At 66.6% G+C, this 20,354-nt stretch carries 15 protein-coding genes; 7 read left to right on the top strand and 8 right to left on the bottom strand.

What is annotated here, in order from left to right; genetic code table 11:
* Positions 1 to 131 precede the first annotated feature (131 nt).
* Entirely contained in the window at positions 132 to 485 is a 354-nt protein-coding gene (locus AC099J_RS16790) for a DUF1428 domain-containing protein (RefSeq protein ID WP_479616420.1), read from the top strand.
* Between the two features lie 256 nt (positions 486 to 741).
* Positions 742 to 1,959: an acyl-CoA dehydrogenase family protein gene (locus AC099J_RS16785; RefSeq protein WP_479616419.1), complete on the top strand. Its 1,218-nt coding sequence runs from the start codon at positions 742 to 744 to the stop codon at positions 1,957 to 1,959.
* A gap of 21 nt (positions 1,960 to 1,980) precedes the next feature.
* Here the strand turns inward: AC099J_RS16785 and AC099J_RS16780 are convergent, their stop codons facing one another.
* On the bottom strand, positions 1,981 to 2,163 hold the full coding sequence (locus AC099J_RS16780; protein ID WP_479616418.1) for an antitoxin Xre-like helix-turn-helix domain-containing protein: 183 nt from the start codon (positions 2,161 to 2,163) through the stop codon (positions 1,981 to 1,983).
* A 360-nt stretch (positions 2,164 to 2,523) separates the two neighbouring features.
* Between AC099J_RS16780 and AC099J_RS16775 the strand changes: the two genes are divergently transcribed.
* On the top strand, positions 2,524 to 3,624 hold the full coding sequence (locus AC099J_RS16775; protein ID WP_479616417.1) for an extracellular catalytic domain type 1 short-chain-length polyhydroxyalkanoate depolymerase: 1,101 nt from the start codon (positions 2,524 to 2,526) through the stop codon (positions 3,622 to 3,624).
* Positions 3,625 to 3,805: 181 nt separating this feature from the next.
* On the opposite strand, the gene hrpA is transcribed toward AC099J_RS16775, so the two are convergent.
* Entirely contained in the window at positions 3,806 to 7,690 is a 3,885-nt protein-coding gene (gene hrpA / locus AC099J_RS16770; RefSeq protein WP_479616416.1) for an ATP-dependent RNA helicase HrpA, read from the bottom strand.
* A 102-nt stretch (positions 7,691 to 7,792) separates the two neighbouring features.
* Here hrpA and argA point away from each other — a divergent pair, with 102 nt between their 5' ends.
* The gene (gene argA, locus AC099J_RS16765; RefSeq protein WP_479616415.1) at positions 7,793 to 9,142 is read left to right on the top strand and encodes an amino-acid N-acetyltransferase; all 1,350 of its coding nucleotides are present in this window, start codon (positions 7,793 to 7,795) and stop codon (positions 9,140 to 9,142) included.
* Positions 9,143 to 9,244: 102 nt separating this feature from the next.
* On the opposite strand, the gene AC099J_RS16760 is transcribed toward argA, so the two are convergent.
* The gene (locus AC099J_RS16760; protein ID WP_479616414.1) at positions 9,245 to 10,921 is read right to left on the bottom strand and encodes an HD domain-containing phosphohydrolase; all 1,677 of its coding nucleotides are present in this window, start codon (positions 10,919 to 10,921) and stop codon (positions 9,245 to 9,247) included.
* A gap of 227 nt (positions 10,922 to 11,148) precedes the next feature.
* On the opposite strand from AC099J_RS16760, the gene aat reads away from it, so the two are divergent.
* Genes aat through AC099J_RS16745 form a run of 3 tightly spaced genes read left to right on the top strand, consistent with a single transcriptional unit; the run spans position 11,149 to position 13,459 of the window.
* Positions 11,149 to 11,913, top strand: a complete 765-nt coding sequence (gene aat / locus AC099J_RS16755; protein ID WP_479616413.1) for a leucyl/phenylalanyl-tRNA--protein transferase — start codon at positions 11,149 to 11,151, stop codon at positions 11,911 to 11,913.
* Complete coding sequence (locus AC099J_RS16750) at positions 11,910 to 12,671, top strand: arginyltransferase (protein WP_479616412.1); 762 nt, start codon at positions 11,910 to 11,912, stop codon at positions 12,669 to 12,671. Before aat ends, AC099J_RS16750 begins: the two co-directional genes overlap by 4 nt.
* Positions 12,668 to 13,459, top strand: a complete 792-nt coding sequence (locus AC099J_RS16745) for an IclR family transcriptional regulator (protein WP_479616411.1) — start codon at positions 12,668 to 12,670, stop codon at positions 13,457 to 13,459. Before AC099J_RS16750 ends, AC099J_RS16745 begins: the two co-directional genes overlap by 4 nt.
* Before the next feature lie 50 nt (positions 13,460 to 13,509).
* Here AC099J_RS16745 and AC099J_RS16740 read toward each other — a convergent pair whose 3' ends face one another.
* The 5 genes from AC099J_RS16740 to ppk1 all read right to left on the bottom strand — a co-directional run bounded on the left by AC099J_RS16740 (position 13,510) and on the right by ppk1 (position 20,309).
* Positions 13,510 to 14,640 carry a serine hydrolase gene (locus AC099J_RS16740; RefSeq protein ID WP_479616410.1) on the bottom strand — a complete coding sequence of 377 codons (1,131 nt, stop codon included), beginning with the start codon at positions 14,638 to 14,640 and terminating at the stop codon, positions 13,510 to 13,512.
* Between the two features lie 181 nt (positions 14,641 to 14,821).
* Positions 14,822 to 17,158: an ATP-dependent Clp protease ATP-binding subunit ClpA gene (clpA, locus tag AC099J_RS16735; RefSeq protein ID WP_479616409.1), complete on the bottom strand. Its 2,337-nt coding sequence runs from the start codon at positions 17,156 to 17,158 to the stop codon at positions 14,822 to 14,824.
* A 72-nt stretch (positions 17,159 to 17,230) separates the two neighbouring features.
* A complete protein-coding gene (gene clpS / locus AC099J_RS16730; RefSeq protein WP_479616408.1) occupies positions 17,231 to 17,590 on the bottom strand; it encodes an ATP-dependent Clp protease adapter ClpS in 360 nt (119 codons plus the stop codon).
* 147 nt (positions 17,591 to 17,737) lie between these two features.
* Complete coding sequence (locus tag AC099J_RS16725; RefSeq protein ID WP_479616407.1) at positions 17,738 to 18,199, bottom strand: SixA phosphatase family protein; 462 nt, start codon at positions 18,197 to 18,199, stop codon at positions 17,738 to 17,740.
* A gap of 25 nt (positions 18,200 to 18,224) precedes the next feature.
* Entirely contained in the window at positions 18,225 to 20,309 is a 2,085-nt protein-coding gene (gene ppk1, locus AC099J_RS16720; protein WP_479616406.1) for a polyphosphate kinase 1, read from the bottom strand.
* Positions 20,310 to 20,354 lie beyond the last annotated feature (45 nt).

Below are 20,354 nucleotides of genomic sequence, written 5' to 3'. Positions count from 1 at the left end.
GCGCACTGTGGACATGCCGCCTTCACCTTCGGCGCCCGTGCTGTCGATTCCCCACCGCGTTGCTCGTCGTGCAGCCAGGTGCCACCATGGCGCCGCTGTTCATGCCCCACTGTCCAACCAGGAGGTTCCCCATGCACTACGTCGATGGATTCGTCGCCGCCGTCCCCACCGCCAACCGCGAGGCTTACCTGCAGCATGCCGAGAAGGCCGCTGGCCTCTTCCGCGAGTTCGGCGCGCTGCAGGTCGTGGAGACCTGGGGCGACGATGTGCCGCCGGGCAAGCTGACGTCCTTCCCGCTGGCCGTGCAGTGCAAGGAGGACGAGACCGTCGTGTTCTCGTGGGTCACCTGGCCCTCGCGCGAGGCGCGTGACGCGGGCTGGGCCAAGGTGATGGCGGACCCGCGCATGTCACCGACCAGCAACCCGATGCCCTTCGACGGCAAGCGGCTGATCTATGGCGGGTTTCAGATGATCCTGTCGCGCTGAGGGGCGCGCCGCAAGTGCCCGCAGACATGCGCCAATCCACATAGCAGCCCTGCGGCCGCCCGCGTACTCGGCGCGCCGCCACTGCCTTGCTTCCCTCGCCCCTCGGGCGAGCGGCGCAGGCGACAGGTCATCCAGTGCGCCGCCATCCGCCTGGATGGACGGGCAACGACCTGCCAGCCGCGTGCCCCGCGCCGCCCCCTGCCGTGCTACCGTGACGCGCCGCGCGCCCAGCGTGGACCCACACCAGGAGACAACGATGTTCGCCGAACCATCCGCCAAGACGGCCGACCTGCTGCAACGCATGCGGGCCTTTTTCGACCGCCACATCTACCCCAACGAAGCGCGCCACCACGAAGAGATGGCGGCCTTTCGCAGCGCCGGCAACGCCTGGCAGGTCTCGCCGCTGATCGAAGAGCTGAAACCTCTGGCGCGCGAGGCCGGCCTGTGGAACATGTTCCTGCCGCACGAACACCGCGGCGTGCCCGGCATCTCCAATCTGGACTACGCGCCGCTGTGCGAACTGATGGGCCGCGTCTCGTGGTCGGGCCAGGTCTTCAACTGCTCTGCGCCAGACACCGGCAACATGGAGACCATCGAGCGCTACGGCACCGAAGCGCAGAAGGACGAGTGGCTGGAGCCGCTGTTGGCCGGCAAGATCCGCTCCGGCTTTCTGATGACCGAGCCAGCCGTGGCCTCGTCTGACGCGACCAACATCCAATGCTCCATCGTGCGAGATGGTGGCCACTACGTCATCAACGGCCGCAAGTGGTTCTCGTCCGGCGCCGGCAGCCCGGACTGCAAGATCTACATCGTGATGGGCAAGACCGACCCCGAAGCGCCGCGCCATGCGCAGCAGTCCATGGTGCTGGTGCCGCGCGATACGGCGGGCGTCACGGTGGTGCGCCACCTCTCGGTGTTCGGCTACGACGACGCGCCCCACGGCCACATGGAGGTGCTGCTGGAGAACGTGCGCGTGCCGGTGGCCAACATGCTGCTGGGCGAAGGCCGCGGTTTCGAGATCGCGCAGGGCCGCCTCGGCCCGGGGCGCATCCACCACTGCATGCGCTCCATCGGCGCGGCCGAGCGTGCGCTGGAGATGATGGTCGACCGGCTGCAGGCCCGCATCGCCTTCGGCAAACCGCTGGCCGCGCAGTCCGTCTGGCACGAACGCATCGCCGAGTCGCGCTGCATGATCGACCAGGCCCGGCTGCTGACGCTGAACGCCGCCTGGAAGATGGACACCGTGGGCAACAAGGAAGCGCGCGCCGAGATCGCGATGATCAAGGTGGTGGCGCCCAACATGTCGTGCAAGGTGGTGGACTGGGCGATCCAGGCGCACGGCGCGGCCGGTGTGAGCCAGGACTTCTGGCTGGCCGAGGCCTACGCCCACCAGCGCACGGTGCGCATCGTGGACGGGCCGGATGAAGTGCACCGCAACGCGATTGCGAAGCTGGAGTTGGCCAAGCGGCGGTGAGGCGCCACCGCGCCGGGTGCGTCAGACCGGCTTGTGACCCTGCAACCGACCGCTGTCGTCGCTGGAGAGCGACTGAGACAGTCTCGCCCTGCGGCTCACGGTGGCAGGCGCGATGCCCAGCATCGGCAACAAGCGCTCCTTGGGAACCTTCATGCGACGCGCGAGCTGGTCGAGGCAATCCGCGGGCAAGCCGGCCTTGATCATGCGCACGCGCGCCAATGGCTCAGCGCGGAACACATCGATGAACGAGTAGATCCCCGTGTCCCCGCGTGGCACTGCAGCAGCGTGCGTCTGCGGGCGTGTCTTGCCCGACGGCTTGGCGACGCACCGCAGGACCCACCTGCGCCCGGCGCCTTGTCCCACAGCGGGATGGCTTCACGGACGTGGCCGGTGTGGGCCCAGGGAATCTCACCATGGTGCACTGCAACATTCTTTGGACTGCACCCCATGACGCAACCCTATTTCCCCGAGTTCTTCGCTCGCACGCTCATGGGCATGAGCATGGGCGGGAGCTTCTGGGCACCCTCCCCTGCCACTTCGTCCCTGCACCCGGCTGATGTGCCTGTGCCGGCTGCCGAGCCCGCCGCCAAGCTCACCAAGACCGTCCCATCCGCGCGGCGATTGCCGGCCCCCCTCGAGGCGGTCTCCGAAGGGCACTTCCTGACGGAAGTGTTCGGCAATGCCAAGGGGTCGCGCGAATACCTGCTCTACGTGCCGAGCAACTACACCGGCAAGCCCATGCCGCTCATCGTCATGCTGCACGGGTGCCAGCAAGACCCCAAGGACTTCGCCGTCGGCACGCGCATGAACACGCTGGCAGAGCAGCACGGCTTCCTGGTGGCCTACCCCTGCCAGACCTACAAATCCAACGGCGCCAACTGCTGGAACTGGTATGAGCCCGACGAGCAGAAGCGCGATGGGCAGGAGCCGTCGCTGATCGTCGGCATCGTGGACGCGATCGGGCAGCGGTTCGCTGTCGACCAGGCCCGGGTCTTCGTCGCAGGGCTTTCGGCCGGCGCGTCGATGGCCGTGATTCTGGGACAGACCTACCCGGAAGTCTTCGCAGCCGTGGCGGCCCATTCCGGCATGCCGCGCGGTGCAGCCCAGGACGTGCAAAGCGCTTTCGCCGCCATGCAGGGAAAGCCAGGCGTCGACGCACGCTGCACGCTTGCGCATGCGGATTTGCCCATGCGTACGCTGGTGATCCATGGCGATGCCGACCAGACCGTCAGTCTGCTCAATGGCCAGGCCATCACCAGGCAGGCATTGGCGGCCTTCAAGAGAGCCAAGGTGATGGTCTCGCGGCGTCCGGCCGATGGCAAGCGGGTCGGTCGATCCACCGAAGGTGTGGTCGATTTCATCGGCGCGTCGGGCCATGTGATGGTGCGCGAGTGCATCGTGCCGGGCGGCTCGCACGCGTGGTTCGGCGGCAGCGTAGATGGCTCGTTCACCCAGCCAGGCGTCCCCTGCGCAAGTGTGGAGCTCGTGCGCTTCTTTCTCGGCAACCCGCGCGCGCCTGAGGCCACAGCACCACGCACGGTATTGCGCTGCATCGAATCCACCACAGGGTTGCGGCCCCTTGTCCGACGATCGGCGGACTGTGCCCGTGAAACGCTGACCCCAGCCGCATCGCCGATGCGGCAGGTGAAACGCATCAAGGAGTGATCATGGAAAATTCATGGACGACATGGGCTTTGCCAGCCTGGATTTTGGGCGCGCCTTTTGTGCTCATCCTCGTCGAGGCATTGCGGGCGATGGCAGACAGGCCTAAGTATTGAAGCTGGCTGCGCGCCACATGTAGCCGGGCCCGGGGCGGCGGCGCCGCTTGGCGGCGGCTTGCGATCTCTTACTGGTTCAGTTGTGCCCACGTCTTGTCCAGCCGCTTGACGCTGACCGGCTGCGGCGTCCGCAGTTCCTGCGCGAAGAAGCTCACACGCAGTTCTTCCAGTAGCCAGCGCAGCTCTTGCATGCGGCTGTCGACCTGGCCCTTGCGCTCGGCCACCAGCCGCCAGTAGCGCTGTTCCTGCGGTCTGAGTTCGACCATGCGTGTCGCATCGCGGGCCGGGTCGGCCCGCAGCTTGTCCAGCCGCAGCGTGATGGCTTTCAGGTAGCGCGCGAAGTGCTGCAGTTGCAGCCAGGGCGTGACGGCCAGAAAGTCCTTTGGCACCAGCCGCTGCAGCTGCTGCTGCACATCGGCCGAGACATCGGCCGGTGGCCGCGCGTCCTTCAGCTTGCGCACGGCGACTGCGTATTCGATCAGGATGGTGCCGGCCAGCCGCGCGACCTCGCCCGCGATCAGCGTGAGCCGACCCCGGCCTTCGTCGATGCGGCGCTTGAAGGCGAGCGCGTCGGTGGGCAGCGGCTCCAGCAGGAACGCGCGGTCCAGCGCCACGTCGATGATCTGGCCGCGCAGCATCTCCTGCGTGCCCAGGGGCATGTAGGCCACCGCCATCTTCTGCAGATCGGGGATGTTCTTCTCCAGAAACTTCAGCGCATCGCGGATCTGCAGCGCGAACAGGCGGCGCAGGCCGGCCTTGTGCTTGGCAGCCGCCACGTCGGGCTCGTCGAACACTTCGATGCGCACGGCGTCACCGTCGTCGATCAGCGCCGGAAAGCCGATGACGCTCTGGCCGCCCTTGCGGATCTCCAGCAGCTCGGGCAGCTCGCCGAAGTCCCACTGCGTGTGGCGCTGGTTGGCGGGCAGCTGCGGCGTGGCAGGGGCGGGCGCTGTGGCTTTCACCACTTTCACTTCGGCGGCGTCAGATGCGTCGGCCTTGGTCGGCACCGATGCCGGCGCCGCCGTCTTCAAAGCTGCCAGCGCCTGGAAGGCACCGCGCGCCTGTGCACCCAGCTCGGCCTTCAAGGCGCCCAGGTTGCGGCCCAGACCGCGCTGGCGGCCGTGCTCGTCCACCACCTGCAGGTTCATGAACAGGTGCGGGCTCAGCATGTCGAGCTTGAAATCGGCGCGTTTGACATCGATGCCGGTCTGGTCACGCACGGCCTTGAGCAGCACATCGACCAACCCGCCCTGCGCGAACGGCAGCTCGGCCGCCAGCCGCGTGGCCGACTCGGGCAAGGGCACGAAACGTGAGCGTGGCCGCTGTGGCAGGCTTTTGAGCAGCGCCTGGATCTTGTCCTTCAGCATGCCGGGCACCAGCCACTCGCAGCGGTCGTCTGCCACCTGGTTCAGCACGAACAGCGGCACGGTCACGGTGATGCCGTCGCGCGGGTTGCCGGGCTCGTGCAGGTAGCTGGCAGCGCAGTCCACGCCGCCCAGGCGCACGGTACGCGGAAAGGCATCGGTGGTGATGCCTGCGGCCTCGTGGCGCATCAGCTCTTCGCGCGTGAGCTGCAGCAACTTGGGGTTGGTGCGAGAGGCATCACGCCACCAGGCCTCAAAGGTGCGGCCGCTCAGCACGTCGGCCGGCAACTGCGCGTCGTAGAAGGCGTAGATCAGCTCGTCGTCGACCAGCACATCCTGCCGGCGCGACTTGTGTTCCAGCGCCTCCACCTGCGCGATGGTGCGCACGTTGGCGGCGGCGAACGGCAGCTTGGTTTCCCACTCGCCGGCCACCAGGCCCTGGCGGATGAAGATCTCGCGCGCGCCGTGCGCGTCGACCCGGCTGTAGGGCACGCGGCGGTTGTTGTAGACGACCAGGCCATACAGCGTGGCACGCTCCAGCGCGACGACCTCGGCGGCCTTCTTCTCCCAATGCGGGTCGAGCAGTTGCTTCTTCAGCAGATGCGCGCCGACCTCTTCCAGCCACTGCGGCTCGATGTTGGCGATGCCGCGCCCGAACAGGCGCGTGGTCTCCACCAACTCGGCCACGGCGATCCAGCGGCCCGGCTTCTTCTTCAGATGCGCACCCGGGTGGCGGTGGAAACGGATGCCGCGTGCGCCCAGGTAGGCGTCTTCGTCTTCGGGCTTCAAGCCGATATTGCCCAGCAGGCCCGAGAGCATGGCCTTGTGCAGCTGCTCGTAGCTGGCGGGCTGCTCGTTGAGCTTCCACCGGTGTTCGGTGACCACCGTCAGCAGCTGGCTGTGGATGTCGCGCCACTCGCGCACGCGGCGGATGTTGATGAAGTTCTGGCGCAGCAGTTGTTCGTGCTGGCGGTTGCTGAGCTTGTGCGTTGGCGCGCCGTCGGTGCCGGCATGGCCACCACGCGCCTGCGCCAGCCAGTCCCACAGGCGCAGGTAGCCGCTGAACTCGCTCTTCTCGTCGTCGAACTTGGCGTGCTGCTGGTCGGCCTGGGTCTGCGCGTCCATGGGCCGGTCGCGCACGTCCTGCACCGAGAGTGCCGACGCAATCACCAGCACTTCGCTCAACGCCTGGCGGTCGCGGCCTTCCAGGATGATGCGGCCCACGCGCGGGTCCAGCGGCAAGCGGGCCAATTCAGCGCCGGTGGCCGTCAACACGTTGTCGTCGTCCACCGCGCCCAGCTCATTGAGCAGCTGGTAGCCGTCGGTGATGGCGCGCTTCGACGGCGCCTCGACGAAGGGGAAGTCTTCCACCTCGCCCAGGTGCAGCGACTTCATGCGCAGGATGACGCCAGCCAGCGAGCTGCGCAGGATTTCCGGGTCGGTGAAGCGCGGCCGGCCGTTGAAGTCGTCCTCGCCATACAGGCGGATGCAGATGCCGTCGGCCACTCGCCCGCAGCGCCCGGCGCGCTGGTTGGCCGCAGCCTGGCTGATGGGCTCGACCAGCAACTGCTCGACCTTGCTGCGCAGGCTGTAGCGCTTGACGCGCGCGGTGCCGGCGTCGATCACGTAGCGGATGCCGGGCACCGTCAGCGAGGTCTCGGCCACGTTGGTGGCCAGCACGATGCGGCGTTTGCCCCGCAGCACGAAGATCTCGTCCTGCTCGGCCTGGCTCAAGCGGGCGAACAGCGGCAGCACCTGCGCATCGCGCAGCATCGGCTGGTGCTGCAGGTGGCCGCGCAGATGGTCGGCCGCCTCGCGGATCTCACGCTCGCCAGGCAGGAAGACGAGGATGTCGCCGCCCTGGCGCGGGTCGCGCCACAGTTCGTCGACGCCGTCGGCGATCGCCTCGTTCAGCCCGTAGTCACGCGATTCCTCATACGGCCGCCAGCGCTGCTCCACCGGGAACATGCGGCCCGAGACCATGATGACGGGCGCTGGCCCGGCGGCCGATTTGAAGTGCTGGGCGAAGCGGTCGGCATCGATGGTGGCCGAGGTGACGATCACCTTGAGGTCGGGCCGGCGCGGCAGGATCTGGCGCAGATAGCCCAGCAGGAAGTCGATGTTCAGGCTGCGCTCGTGGGCCTCGTCGATGATCAGCGTGTCGTAGGCCTTGAGCAGAGGGTCGGTCTGCGTCTCAGCCAGCAAAATCCCGTCGGTCATCAGCTTGACCGAGGCGTTGCGCGACAGCCTGTCCTGAAAGCGCACCTTGAAGCCGACCACGTCGCCCAGCGGCGATTTGAGTTCTTCGGCGATGCGTTTGGCGACCGAGCTGGCAGCGATGCGGCGCGGCTGCGTGTGGCCGATCAGCCGGCCCTGGCCCTGCGGCGCGTTGCAGCGGCCGCGGCCCAGGGCCAGCGCGATCTTGGGCAATTGCGTGGTCTTGCCCGAGCCCGTTTCGCCGCAGACGATGACGACCTGATGGGCCGCAATGGTCGCCATGATTTCGTCGCGCCGACCGGAGACGGGCAGCGATTCGGGAAAGTGCAGCGTGAACGCAGGCGCGATGCGCGCTGGCGGTGCGTCAGACATAGAAGTGGGGGGGCGCGTCCTGCGGGGGACATCGTGGAGAATCCGGGATTATCCCAGTGCACAACGTGCGCTGCCCAAGTCCAAAGCGCAGGCCCGCCGCCCATGTCCGCTGTCTTCAATTTCACCTTCGTGCCCTGGTTCCGCTCGGTCGCGCCTTACATCCACACGCACCGGGGCAAGACCTTCGTGGTCGGCATCGCCGGTGAGGCGATTGCGGCCGGCAAGCTGCCCAGCATCGCGCAGGACCTGGCGATGATCCAGGCCATGGGCGTGAAGATCGTGCTGGTGCACGGCTTTCGGCCGCAGGTCAACGAGCAGTTGCGCGCCAAAGGCCACGAGGCCAAGTTCTCGCACGGCATGCGCATCACCGACAGCGTGGCGCTCGATTGCGCGCAGGAAGCTGCAGGCCAGTTGCGCTACGAGATCGAGGCCGCGTTCAGCCAGGGCCTGCCCAACACCCCCATGGCGGGTGCCACGGTGCGCGTGATCTCGGGCAACTTCATCACGGCGCGGCCCATCGGCATCGTGGACGGGGTGGACTTCCAGCATTCGGGCTCGATCCGCAAGGTCGATGTCGGCGGGCTGCTGCGCACGCTGGACATGGGCGCGCTGGTGCTGCTGTCGCCATTCGGCTTCTCACCCACGGGCGAGGCGTTCAACCTGGCAATGGAAGAAGTGGCCACCAGCGTGGCCGTGGCGCTGCAGGCGGACAAGCTGGTGTTCCTGACCGAGGTGCCGGGCATCCGCGTGAAGCCGACTGAGCCCGAATCGGACGACAACCCCATCGACACCGAGTTGCCGCTGGCCGCCGCCGAACAGTTGCTGGCCGCGCTGCCCGCGCCGCTGCAGCCGACGGACTCCGGCTTCTATCTGCAGCACTGCGTGAAGGCCTGCAAGGCGGGCGTGGAGCGCAGCCACATCCTGCCATTCGCGCTGGACGGCGCGTTGCTGCTGGAGATCTACGTGCACGACGGCGTGGGCACCATGGTCATCGACGAGAAGCTGGAAAGCGTGCGCGAGGCCAGCGTGGACGACGTGGGCGGCATCCTGCAACTGATCGAACCGTTCGAGAAAGACGGCACGCTGGTCAAGCGCAACCGCACCGAGATCGAGCGCGACGTGCAGCTCTACACGGTGATCGAGCATGACGGCGTGATCTTCGCGTGCGCGGCGCTCTATCCTTACCCCGAAGCCAAGACGGCCGAGATGGCGGCGCTGACGGTGTCGCCGCAAAGCCAGGGCCAGGGCGATGGCGAGAAGGTGCTCAAACGCGTCGAGCACCGGGCGCGCGCAGCGGGCCTGACCAGCATCTTCGTGCTGACCACGCGCACCATGCACTGGTTCATCAAGCGGGGTTTTCAGGTGGTCGACCCGGAATGGCTGCCCGAAGCCCGCAAGCGCAAATACAACTGGGACCGGCGCAGCCAGGTGTTGGTGAAGAAGCTGGCCTGAGGGCTTGAGCGGCAATCGCCTGAGCTCACGCAAGACCCCGGCAAGCCCGGTCTCGTCGACCAACGGCGGTCGGCGGGGTCTTGCCCCGCGGGCCAGGCAGGTTCAGACCTGCTGCGCCTCGGCGACGGGCGCGGCCGCCACCAGGCCGCCGTCCTGCACCAGCGCATCGATCGCAACCACGTCGTACTGCTCCGCGCTCAGGAACTGCTGGGCGTAGCGCTTGTAAACGCCTTCGCGCATGAAGACGTCGAACAGGTCCGGGTCGATGTGGCCGTTCTTCTTGAAGCGCACCATGATCTCCAGCGCTTTCGAGACCTTCATGCCCGGCTTGTAGGGGCGGTCGGCAGCGGTCAGCGCCTCGAAGATGTCGGCAATGCCCAGCATGCGCGCCTGCAGCGACATCTGGTGCCGCGTCAGCCCCTTGGGGTAGCCACGGCCGTCCATGCGCTCATGGTGGCCGCCTGCGAACTCCGGCACGTTGCGCAGATGCTTGGGCCAGGGCACCTGCTCCAGCATGCGGTTGGTGGCGACGATGTGGTAGTTGATGATGTCGCGCTCTTTGGCGGTCAGCGTGCCGCGGCGGATCGACAGGTTCTCCAGCTCGTCATCGGTCAGGAACGGCTGGATCGAGCCGTCCGGCGCGCGCCAGGTGCGCGCATGGGCCATCGCCCGCAACTGCGCCAGCGAAGCGTCGGTCACGGTCTCAACGCCGACGTTGGTGCGGCGGATCAGCGCGCGTTCGTTGTCCAGCGTCAGGTGCTGATGCTCCAGCTGAGCGGCTTCCAGGGCTTCGGCCTGCGGGTCGACCGGTCCGCGCAATGCCAGCTGGCGCTTGAGCGAGGCAATCTCGGCGTCGCGCTTGAGCACTTCGAAACGCGTGTCCACCAGCACCACACGGTCGAACAGGGTCTGCAGCTTGGTGCTCTTGTCGACCACGTGCACCGGCGTGGAAATCTTGCCGCAGTCGTGCAACAGGCCGGCGATCTTCAGCTCGTAGCGGTCGCGCTCGCTCATCTTGAAGCTGGCAAGCGGGCCCTGCAGCGTGGTGTCCGCCGCCTCGGCCAGCATCATCGTCAGCTCGGGCACACGGTTGCAGTGGCCGCCGGTGTAGGGCGACTTGTCGTCGATCGCCATGTTGATCAAGCGGATGAAGGACTCGAACAGCTCCTCCAGCTGGTTCACCAGTTGCCGGTTGGACAGCGCGATGGCGGCCTGCGAGGCGAGCGATTCGACCAGCCGCTGGTCGGCTTCGGAAAATGTCACGACGCGGTCCAGGCCGGGCTCCTGGGCGTTGATCAGTTGCAGCACGCCGATGACTTCGCCGTCGTGGTTCTTCATCGGCACCGTCAGAAACGACTGCGAGCGGTAGCCGGTGCGCTGGTCGAACGCCCGCGTGCCGGTGAAGTCGAAGCCCTCCTCGGCGTAGGCATCTGCGATGTTGACAGTGCGGTCGTGGATGGCGGCGTAGGTGGCCACCATTACGTCGTTGAAGGCGCCATCGGCGTTGATGAGCTGCAGCGGGGGGAAGTCGATCGGCTGGCCCGTGGTGCCGCCCAGGAACAGGCTGAGCGAGTTGGTGCGCATGATCTCAAAGCGCAGCGACCCACCGTCTTCGGACATGCGGTACAGCGTGCCACCATCGGCGTGGGTGATGTTCTTGGCCGCGATCAGAATGCCTTCCAGCAGCGCATTGGTGTCACGCTCCTTCGACAGCGCGGCCCCGATCGCATTCAACTGGTCCAGCCGGGCGAGCAGATCACCCACGAGGTCCATCGCCATAGTCTTCCTTGTCGTCCGTCCCGCGTGGCAAACCAACAATTTGATTCGACCGGTATCGTAACGTGACTTTTTACCGTTTTGCGCCATGCAGGGCGACTGGCTGGGCCGAACCAGGACGGGCCGCTCCGGATGGCATGATGCCGCGAACCCTTCCAATGGCTTGAGCATGGTTTCGCCTTTCATCCGACCACCGATTCCGCCGGGCGCGGCGCCTGCCTGAGGTGTCCGTGGCCCAATCCCAACCCGCCCTGCCCTGGTTGTTCCCAGGCGATGCCCTGCCCCCCGTCTGGCAGGCCTGGGGAGCGGGCGATCCGGCTCCGGGCCTGCTGGCCGCTGGCGGCTCGCTCGATGTCGACAGCCTGCGCCAGGCCTACGGCCAGGGTGTGTTCCCGTGGTTCAGCGAAGGGCAGCCGATCCTGTGGTGGAGCCCCGATCCACGCATGGTGCTGCACGTGAGCGAGTTCAGGCTGCACCGCTCTCTGCGCAAGACGCTGCAGCACTTTGCCGCCACGCCGGGCTGCGAGGTGCGGATCGACACGGCGTTTGCCAAGGTGGTCCGGGCCTGCGCGTCGAGCCCGCGCGCCGGCCAGTCGGGCACCTGGATCGTGGACGACATGGTGGACGCATACGCCGCGCTGCACGCTGCCGGCAGCGCCCACAGCGTGGAAACCTGGGTGCAGGGCGAACTGGTCGGCGGGCTCTACTGCGTGGCCATCGGCCATGCGGTGTTCGGCGAATCGATGTTCGCGCGCGCGACGGATGCCTCCAAGATCGCGCTGGCGGCGCTGGTCGCGCTGTGCCGCAGCCATGGCGTCACGCGCATCGATTGCCAGCAGAACACGCGGCACCTGGCATCGCTCGGCGCCCGGGAAATCGAGCGCTCGGACTTCGTCGCACAGCTTGCGCGCGACGCCCGCCGGAGCCCCCTGCCGTGGAGATTCGAGCCCGTATACTGGCCCGCGTTGTTCTCCTCACCGCCCCAGACCGCGTGACCCACCTGAACGATCTCCCGCTGCAGGCGCTTCAGTTCTACGCCACGGCGCCCTACCCCTGCAGCTATCTGGACGACCGGCAGGCTCGCTCGCAGGTGGCCACGCCAGGGCACCTCATCCAGAGCGACACCTATTCCGGGCTGGTGCAAAACGGGTTTCGCCGCAGCGGCATGTTCACCTACCGGCCACACTGTGACGGCTGCCAGTCCTGCTTGCCGCTACGCGTTTTGGCCCACCAGTTCACACCCGACCGCAGCCAGCGCCGCGCCTGGAACCGGCACCAGAACCTGCAGGCCCGTGTGCTGAAGCTGTGCTTCGTGCCGGAGCACTACCAGCTGTACCTGCGCTACCAGAACGGGCGCCACGCCGGTGGTGGCATGGACCACGACAGCATCGACCAGTACACCCAGTTCCTGCTGCAAAGCCGGGTCAACTCGCGGCTGGTCGAATTCCATGCGCCAGCGCTGGGCGATCAGCCCGCGCAGTTGAAGATGGTCTCCATTCTGGACATCCTGGACGATGGCCTGTCTGCCGTCTACACCTTCTACGAGCCCGAGGAAAGTGCCAGCTATGGCACCTACAGCGTGCTCTGGCAGATTGGACAGGCACGCACGATGGGCCTGGACCATGTCTACCTCGGCTACTGGATACGGGAAAGCGCCAAGATGAACTACAAGGCCCGTTTCCATCCCCACGAGCTGCTCGTGGGCGGGCGCTGGCGCGATGACGCAACGTCGAACGCGTCCGCCACCGCATGAAGAAAGACCCCCTGGTACCAGCGGTGCCCACCGTGCAGGTCATCGAGCGCATGTTCGCGCTGATCGACGTGCTGGCATCGCGCGAAGAAGCCATGTCGCTGAAAGAAATCAGCGAGAAGACGGGCCTGCACCCGTCGACGACCCACCGCATCCTGAACGACCTGGCGACTGGGCGCTTCGTCGACCGGCCCGAGCCGGGCACCTACCGCCTGGGCATGCGCCTGCTGGAGCTGGGCAATCTGGTCAAGGGCCGGCTCAGCGTGCGCGACGCCGCCCTGGCGCCCATGCGCGAGCTGCACCGGCTGATCCAGCAACCCGTCAATTTGAGCCTGCGCCAGGGCGATGAGATCGTCTACATCGAGCGCGCGTTCAGCGAGCGCTCGGGCATGCAGGTGGTGCGGGCCATCGGCGGCCGCGCGCCGCTGCATCTGACGTCCGTCGGCAAGCTGTTCCTGGCGGCCGACGATCCCCAGCGCGTGCGCGCCTACGCCACGCGCACCGGGCTGTCCGGCCACACGCGCAACAGCCTCACGCAGCTGCCGCTGCTGGAGCGCGAACTGGCCAAGGCTCGGCAGTCCGGCGTCGCGCGGGACAATGAAGAGTTGGAGCTGGGCGTGCGCTGCATGGCCGCCGGCATCTACGACGACCAGAGCCGGCTGGTGGCGGGCCTGTCGATTTCGTCGCCCGCTGACCGGCTGGACGAAGCCTGGCTGCCCAAGCTGCAGCACACGGCCAATGAAATTTCAGCGTCGCTGGGCTACCACGAAGGCCACCACCCGCTTGCCTGACCAGCGCCCGGCCGGCGCGGCAGACACCCGGCGGCCGATGCGTGCCTCGTTCAGCGCGTGGAGATCGGCACCAGCTTCGCGCTGCCTGCGGTGCCCTGCATCAGGGCCGTGGCGGTCGTCGCCTCGACCCACTTGCGCACGCGCTCGGCGTCGCCCAGGCGGCTCAGCTTGCCGGCCGAGTCCAGAAACACCATGATGACCTTGCGGCCGGCAATGCTGGCCTGCATCACCAGGCACTGGCCGGCCTCGGATATGTAGCCGGTCTTCTGCAGGCCGATTTCCCAGTCCGGGTTCTTCACCAGCCGGTTGGTGGTGTTGTATTGCAGCGTGCGCTTGCCGACGTCGACCGAATGGCCGTGCGAGGTCGACAGTTCACGGATCACAGGATCGGCGTAAGCCGCGTGGGCCAGCAGCGCCAGATCATGCGCGCTCGATTGGTTGAGGCTGGACAGGCCCGTCGGCTCGACATAGCGCGTGTCCTGCATGCCCAGGCTGCGGGCCTTGGCATTCATGCGGCTGACGAAGGTGGCCATGCCACCGGGGAACGTGCGTCCCAGCGCGTGCGCCGCCCGGTTCTCGCTGGACATCAGCGCCAGGTGCAGCAACTCACCACGGCTGAGCGTGGTGCCGACGACCAGGCGCGAACGGCTGCCCTTCTCGGTGTCCACGTCGTCCTGGGTGATGGTCAGCATCTCGTCCATCGGCAAAGCGGCATCGTTGACGATGACGCTGGTCATGAGCTTGGTCAGCGAGGCGATCGGCAGCACCACGTTTTCGTTCTTGCGCAGCAGGACTTCGTCGGTCTCCTGATCGATGACCAGGGCGACGCTGGATTTCAGGTCCAGGGGATCGTCCACCGCATGCAGGCCCGCCAGTTGGCCGAACGAGGGCCGCACGGGAATGATCACCGCCTTGGGCGTCACGATGCGCTGGCGCCCAGCGATGCTGACCTTCACCCGGCCCTTGCCGACAGCAGTCACGCGGGTGTTGCGCACCACGGTTGGGCGCGCGCTGGTGCGCCGCTTGGTAGCAGCCGTCGCACTGGATTTCTTCTCGACCACCACCTGCTTCTTGCGGGGCGCCGCGTCAGCGGACGTCCAGCCCAGCGCGAACAGGCACGAGAACACCAGCACGCACTGCAACACACGGTGCAAGCTGCCAGATGCGGTTTGAAAAGACATGCATCCATCCTGAGAAGGTTTCGCGACGAACGAGAGTGTATCCAGACGCAAAACAGTCCGCAAGATCAATGACTTGCGCGCGCCACTTAAAGTATGTAAAGGTCATCGGGGCGCCCAAACGTCAAAAAGGCCGACACCTCTCGATGCCGGCCTTCCTGTGGGGCCTGGAAAAGGGTGCGAATCAGCCCGTGGTGGCTTCCTCGGCCTCGGGCTTGGGCTTGCCCTCTTTTTTGGGCAGGGGCTGGATGTCGAGCTGCACTTCCCCAGTCTCCACGCCCTTTTCGTCCTTGGTCAGCGCCATGTCGACCACCAGGCGCCCGCCGTCGATCAGGCGGCCGAACAGCAGTTCGTCGGCCAGCGCGCGGCGGATCGTGTCCTGGATCAGACGCTGCATCGGGCGTGCGCCCATCAGCGGATCGAACCCCTTGCGGCCCAGATACTTGCGCAGCGTGTCGGTAAAGGTCACCTCCACCTTCTTCTCGGCCAGTTGCGTTTCCAGCTGCAGCAGGAACTTGTCCACCACCCGCAGGATGATGGTCTCGTCAAGTGCCTTGAAGCTGACGGTGGCATCCAGCCGGTTGCGGAACTCGGGCGTGAACAGGCGCTTGATATCGGCCATCTCGTCACCCGCCTCGCGCGGGTTCGTGAAGCCGATGGTCGCCTTGTTCATGGTCTCGGCGCCCGCATTCGTCGTCATGATGATGATGACGTTGCGGAAGTCGGCCTTGCGCCCGTTGTTGTCCGTCAGGCTGCCATGGTCCATGACCTGCAGCAGCACGTTGAAGATGTCCGGGTGCGCCTTTTCGATTTCGTCGAGCAGGAGCACGCAATGCGGCTTCTTCGTCACGGCCTCGGTCAGCAGGCCGCCCTGGTCGAACCCTACGTAGCCGGGGGGCGCCCCGATCAGGCGGCTGACGGCGTGGCGTTCCATGTACTCGGACATGTCGAAGCGGATCAGCTCGATGCCCATGATGTAGGCCAGCTGCTTGGCCGCCTCGGTCTTGCCGACTCCCGTGGGGCCGCTGAACAGGAAAGAGCCAATCGGCTTGTCGCCCTTGCCCAGGCCCGAGCGCGCCATCTTGACGGCCGAGGCCAGCACGTCCAGCGCCTTGTCCTGGCCGAACACCACGCTCTTCAGGTCGCGCTCCAACGTCTTGAGCTTGCCGCGGTCGTCGTTGGACACGTTGGCCGGCGGAATGCGGGCGATCTTCGCGACGATCTCCTCGACCTCGCTCTTGCTGATGGTCTTCTTGCGCTTGCTGACCGGCAAGATGCGCTGGGCCGCACCGGCTTCGTCGATGACGTCGATGGCCTTGTCCGGCAGGTGCCGGTCGTTGATGTACTTGGCCGACAGCTCGGCCGCGGCCTGCAGCGCAGCGACAGCGTACTTGACGTTGTGGTGCTCTTCGAAGCGCGACTTCAGGCCCTTGAGGATCTCGACCGTCTGCTCGACCGTGGGCTCGACCACGTCGACCTTCTGGAAGCGCCGCGACAGGGCCGCGTCCTTCTCGAAGATGCCGCGGTATTCGGTGAAGGTCGTCGCGCCGATGCACTTGAGCGCGCCGGAACTCAACGCCGGCTTGAGCAGGTTGGAGGCATCCAGCGTGCCACCGGATGCAGCACCGGCGCCGATCAGCGTGTGGATCTCATCGATGAACAGCACAGCGTGCGGCTTGTCCTTCAGCGACTTGAGCACACCCTTCAGGCGCTGCTCGAAATCGCCGCGGTACTTGGTGCCCGCCAGCAGCGCGCCCATGTCCAGCGAATAGACCTGCGCCTCGGCCAGGATCTCGGGCACATCCTTCTGCGTGATGCGCCAGGCCAGGCCCTCAGCGATGGCGGTCTTGCCAACGCCGGCCTCGCCCACCAGCAGCGGGTTGTTCTTGCGGCGGCGGCACAGGATCTGGATCACGCGCTCGACCTCGTATTCGCGGCCGATCAGCGGGTCGATCTTGCCCTCTTTTGCCAGCTGGTTCAGGTTCTGCGTGAACTGCTCCAGCGGCGACGCCTTTTCGTTCTTTTCGGTACCCTCTTCGGCCTCGGCAGGCGACTCATTGGCCTTGGTGGGCTCGGGCGGGTCGGTCTTCTTGATGCCGTGGGCAATGAAGTTCACCACGTCCAGGCGCGTCACGCCCTGCTGGTGGAGGTAGTAGACGGCGTGCGAGTCTTTCTCGCCGAAGATCGCCACCAGCACGTTGGCGCCGGTGACCTCCTTCTTGCCACTGCCGGTGGATTGCACGTGCATGATGGCGCGCTGGATCACACGCTGGAAGCCCAGCGTGGGCTGCGTGTCCACGTCATCCGTGCCCGCCACCTGGGGCGTGTTGTCCTTGATGAAGTTCGCAAGCGACTTGCGCAAGTCATCGATGTTGGCCGAACAGGCGCGCAGCACCTCGGCAGCACTGGGGTTGTCCAGCAAGGCGAGCAGCAGGTGTTCGACGGTGATGAACTCGTGGCGTTGCTGACGCGCTTCCACGAAGGCCATGTGCAGACTGACTTCCAATTCCTGGGCGATCATGAAAATTCCTTTGCCACTTTGCTGATTACGTGCGTTCTACTACTTGGGTGTGGGAAACGGCTTTTCAACCGATCACGCCACAGGCTCGCTGACGCATTGCAGGGGGTGACCCGCCTGACGAGCCGCTTCCAGGACCTGGTCGACCTTGGTGGCCGCCACGTCTTTCGAATACACGCCGCATACAGCACGCCCGTCCAGATGGATCTTGAGCATGATCTGCGTCGCCGTTTCCCTGTCTTTGCTGAAAAACTCCTGGATCACCACCACCACGAACTCCATCGGGGTGTAGTCATCGTTGAGCATCAGCACCTGGTGCATCTGCGGCGGCTTGACCTTCTGGGTGCGCCGCTCGAGCACGACCGATCCGCCGTCGTCCGGCCGCGAAGGAGTGGCCTTCGGTTGCCCAGGCTTAGAGGGAATTTTGGTGGCCATGGAACCCATTCTATCGATGCGTTCCGCCGCCTGCAGTGGCGGGATTGGCCGCACTTCACCCTTGCGACACCGCCGGGCGGCCACGCCGTGCCGGAGTTCACGCGCGGGCCGTGCGCGTGCGGGCGCCCGCGCTGCAGTGGCGGCGATTCAGACGGTGTCGGGCGCCTGGACGGCGACGATCACGGTCTGGCGCTGGCCTTCGCGCTCGCGCGTGCGCAGCCACCAGACGGCGCCCTTGCGCAAGGCGGTCTCCGGCTCTGCCAAACCCAGCAACTGGGCCACGGTCTGGCCCAGCGTGGGCTGATGACCCACCACCAGCACAGCGCCTTTGGCATCGGGCCACTGGGCGAGCTGGAGCAGATCGACCGGTGATCCGTCAGGCGCCAGCTCAGCGCGCAGCTTGTACTTGCGGCCCAGCGCGTCTGCCGTCTGCACCGTGCGACGCGCGGGGCTGCAGATGACGCGCGTGCCGTCCGGCAGCTGGCGGTCCAGCCAGGCGGCGATGCGGCTGGCCTGCTTGTGGCCGCGCGGCGTCAGCTCGCGGTCCATGTCGGCCATGTCGCTGCTGGCCTCCTGCGCCTCGGCGTGGCGCCACAGAATCAGGTCCATCGTGGGTTCCTCCGACTGCTGATGTTCAAGTACTGCCGGCCGCCGGCAGGGCCTGCAGCGGCACCGGCGCATAGCGTTGCGCCAGGGCGCGATGGGCGCTGAGGTGCTCGGGCAGGTCCAGATCCAGGGTGCGCACGTAGCGACCGTCCGGCCCGAGGTTCCAGGCGTCGCAGCCATCGTGCAGATAGGGCACCAGGCACTCGTCGATGACCCGCTGGCGCAGCGCCGGATCGGTCACCGGCCAGGCCAGCTCGATGCGCCGCAGCATGTTGCGGCTCATCCAGTCGGCGCTGGACAGGTACAGCCACTCCTCTTCGCCTTCGCGGAAGTAGAAGACCCGCGTGTGCTCCAGAAAGCGCCCGACGATCGAGCGCACGCGGATGTTGTCTGACAGGCCCGGCACCTGCGCCGGCAGGATGCACGCGCCGCGCACGATGAGGTCGATGCTCGCACCTTGCTGGCCGGCGTGCAGCAGGGCCCGCACCAGCTGCTCGTCGGTCAGCGCATTGGTCTTCACGATGATGCGCGAGGGCACCCCGTTGGCCGCAGCGCGCCCTGCCGCATCGACCCTGGCCAACATCGACTTTTGCAGCTGGAAAGGCGCCACCAGCAGCACGTCCAGCGGTGGCAAGCGGCTTTGCCCTGCGATGTGGACGAACAGGTGCTCCATGTCGGCCGTCAGCTTGGCGTCTGCAGTGAAGTAGCTGAGGTCGGTGTACAGCCGCGCCGTGCGCGGGTTGTAGTTACCCGTCGACAGGTGCCCGTAGCGGCGCAGCTTGCCGCCCTCACGCCGCGTCACCAGCAGCATCTTGGCGTGCGTCTTGAGGCCCACCACACCGTAGACCACCTGCGCGCCGATGCCCTCCAGCATCTCGGCCCAGTTGATGTTAGCCTCTTCGTCGAAGCGCGCCTTCAGCTCCACCACGACCATCACTTCCTTGCCGCGGCGCACGGCCTCGCGCAAGAGGCCCATCAGCTCGGGGTCGCTGCCGGTGCGGTAGATGGTCTGGCGGATCGCCAGCACCTGCGGGTCCTGCACGGCTTCGCGCAGGAAAGTCAGCACCGCCTCGAAGCTTTCGAACGGCTGGTGGACCAGGACGTCGCCCACGCGCAGGCGCTCGAACATCGACTGGTCGGGCGCCAGCTGGGTGGGCCAGACCGGCTTGTGCTCCGGGAACACCAGCCGCGGCGCATCGGCCAGGTCGATCAGCTGCGTCAACCGGCCCAGGTTCACCGGGCCGTGCACGCGGTACAGGGCCTTGTCCGGCAGCTTGAACTGGCGCAGCAGGAAGTCCGACAGATGCGGATCGCAACTGGCCGACACCTCCAACCGCACGGCCTCACCGTAGTGGCGGTACTCCAGCCCCTGGCGCAGGGCGGTGCGCAGGTTGTTGACTTCTTCCTCGTCGATCGCCAGGTCGGAATGCCGCGTCACACGGAACTGCGAGAACTGGCCCACCTGCCGACCGGGAAACAGCTCGGCCAGGTGCGCCCGGATCACGCTGGACAGCAGCACCACCAGCGTCTTGCCGCCGGTGAGCTTGTCCGGCAGGCGGATGAGCCGGGGCAGCACGCGCGGCACCTTGACGATGGAGATGTCGTTCTCGCGGCCGAACGCATCGTGGCCCGACAGCCGGACGATGAAGTTCAGCGACTTGTTGGCCACCAGCGGAAACGGGTGCGCCGGATCCAGCCCCGTGGGCAGCAGCAGGGGCCGCACCTCGCGTTCGAAATAGCGGCGCACCCAGGCGCGCTGCTCAGGGTCGCGTTCAGAATGCGACACGAGCTTGATGCCCTCGCGCTCCAGCGCCGGCTGCAGTTCGTCGTTGAACAGCGCGTACTGGCGCGTCACCAGGTCGTGCGCGGCATCGGCCAGCGCGCGGAACGACTCCAGCGAATACGAGCCGTCCGAGATCCGGCCGTTGGCGGCGTCCAGGTGCGCGGCAGCACGCACCTCAAAGAACTCATCCAGATTGGAGGAGACGATGCACAGGAAGCGCAGGCGCTCCAGCAACGGCACCTCGGGCCGGCATGCCCAATCGAAGACGCGCTCGTTGAACGCCAGGATGCTGTGGTCGCGATCGAGCAGAACCAGCGGGGGAACCGCCATGTCGGCGGCAAGGGAAGTTTCGGACACTGGGGGTTTGACGTTCAC

This window comes from Rhodoferax sp. RT4P68, from assembly GCF_056521305.1.
The sequence above is the reverse complement of the archived record's forward strand: the minus strand, read 5'-3'. Positions and strand labels throughout refer to the sequence as shown.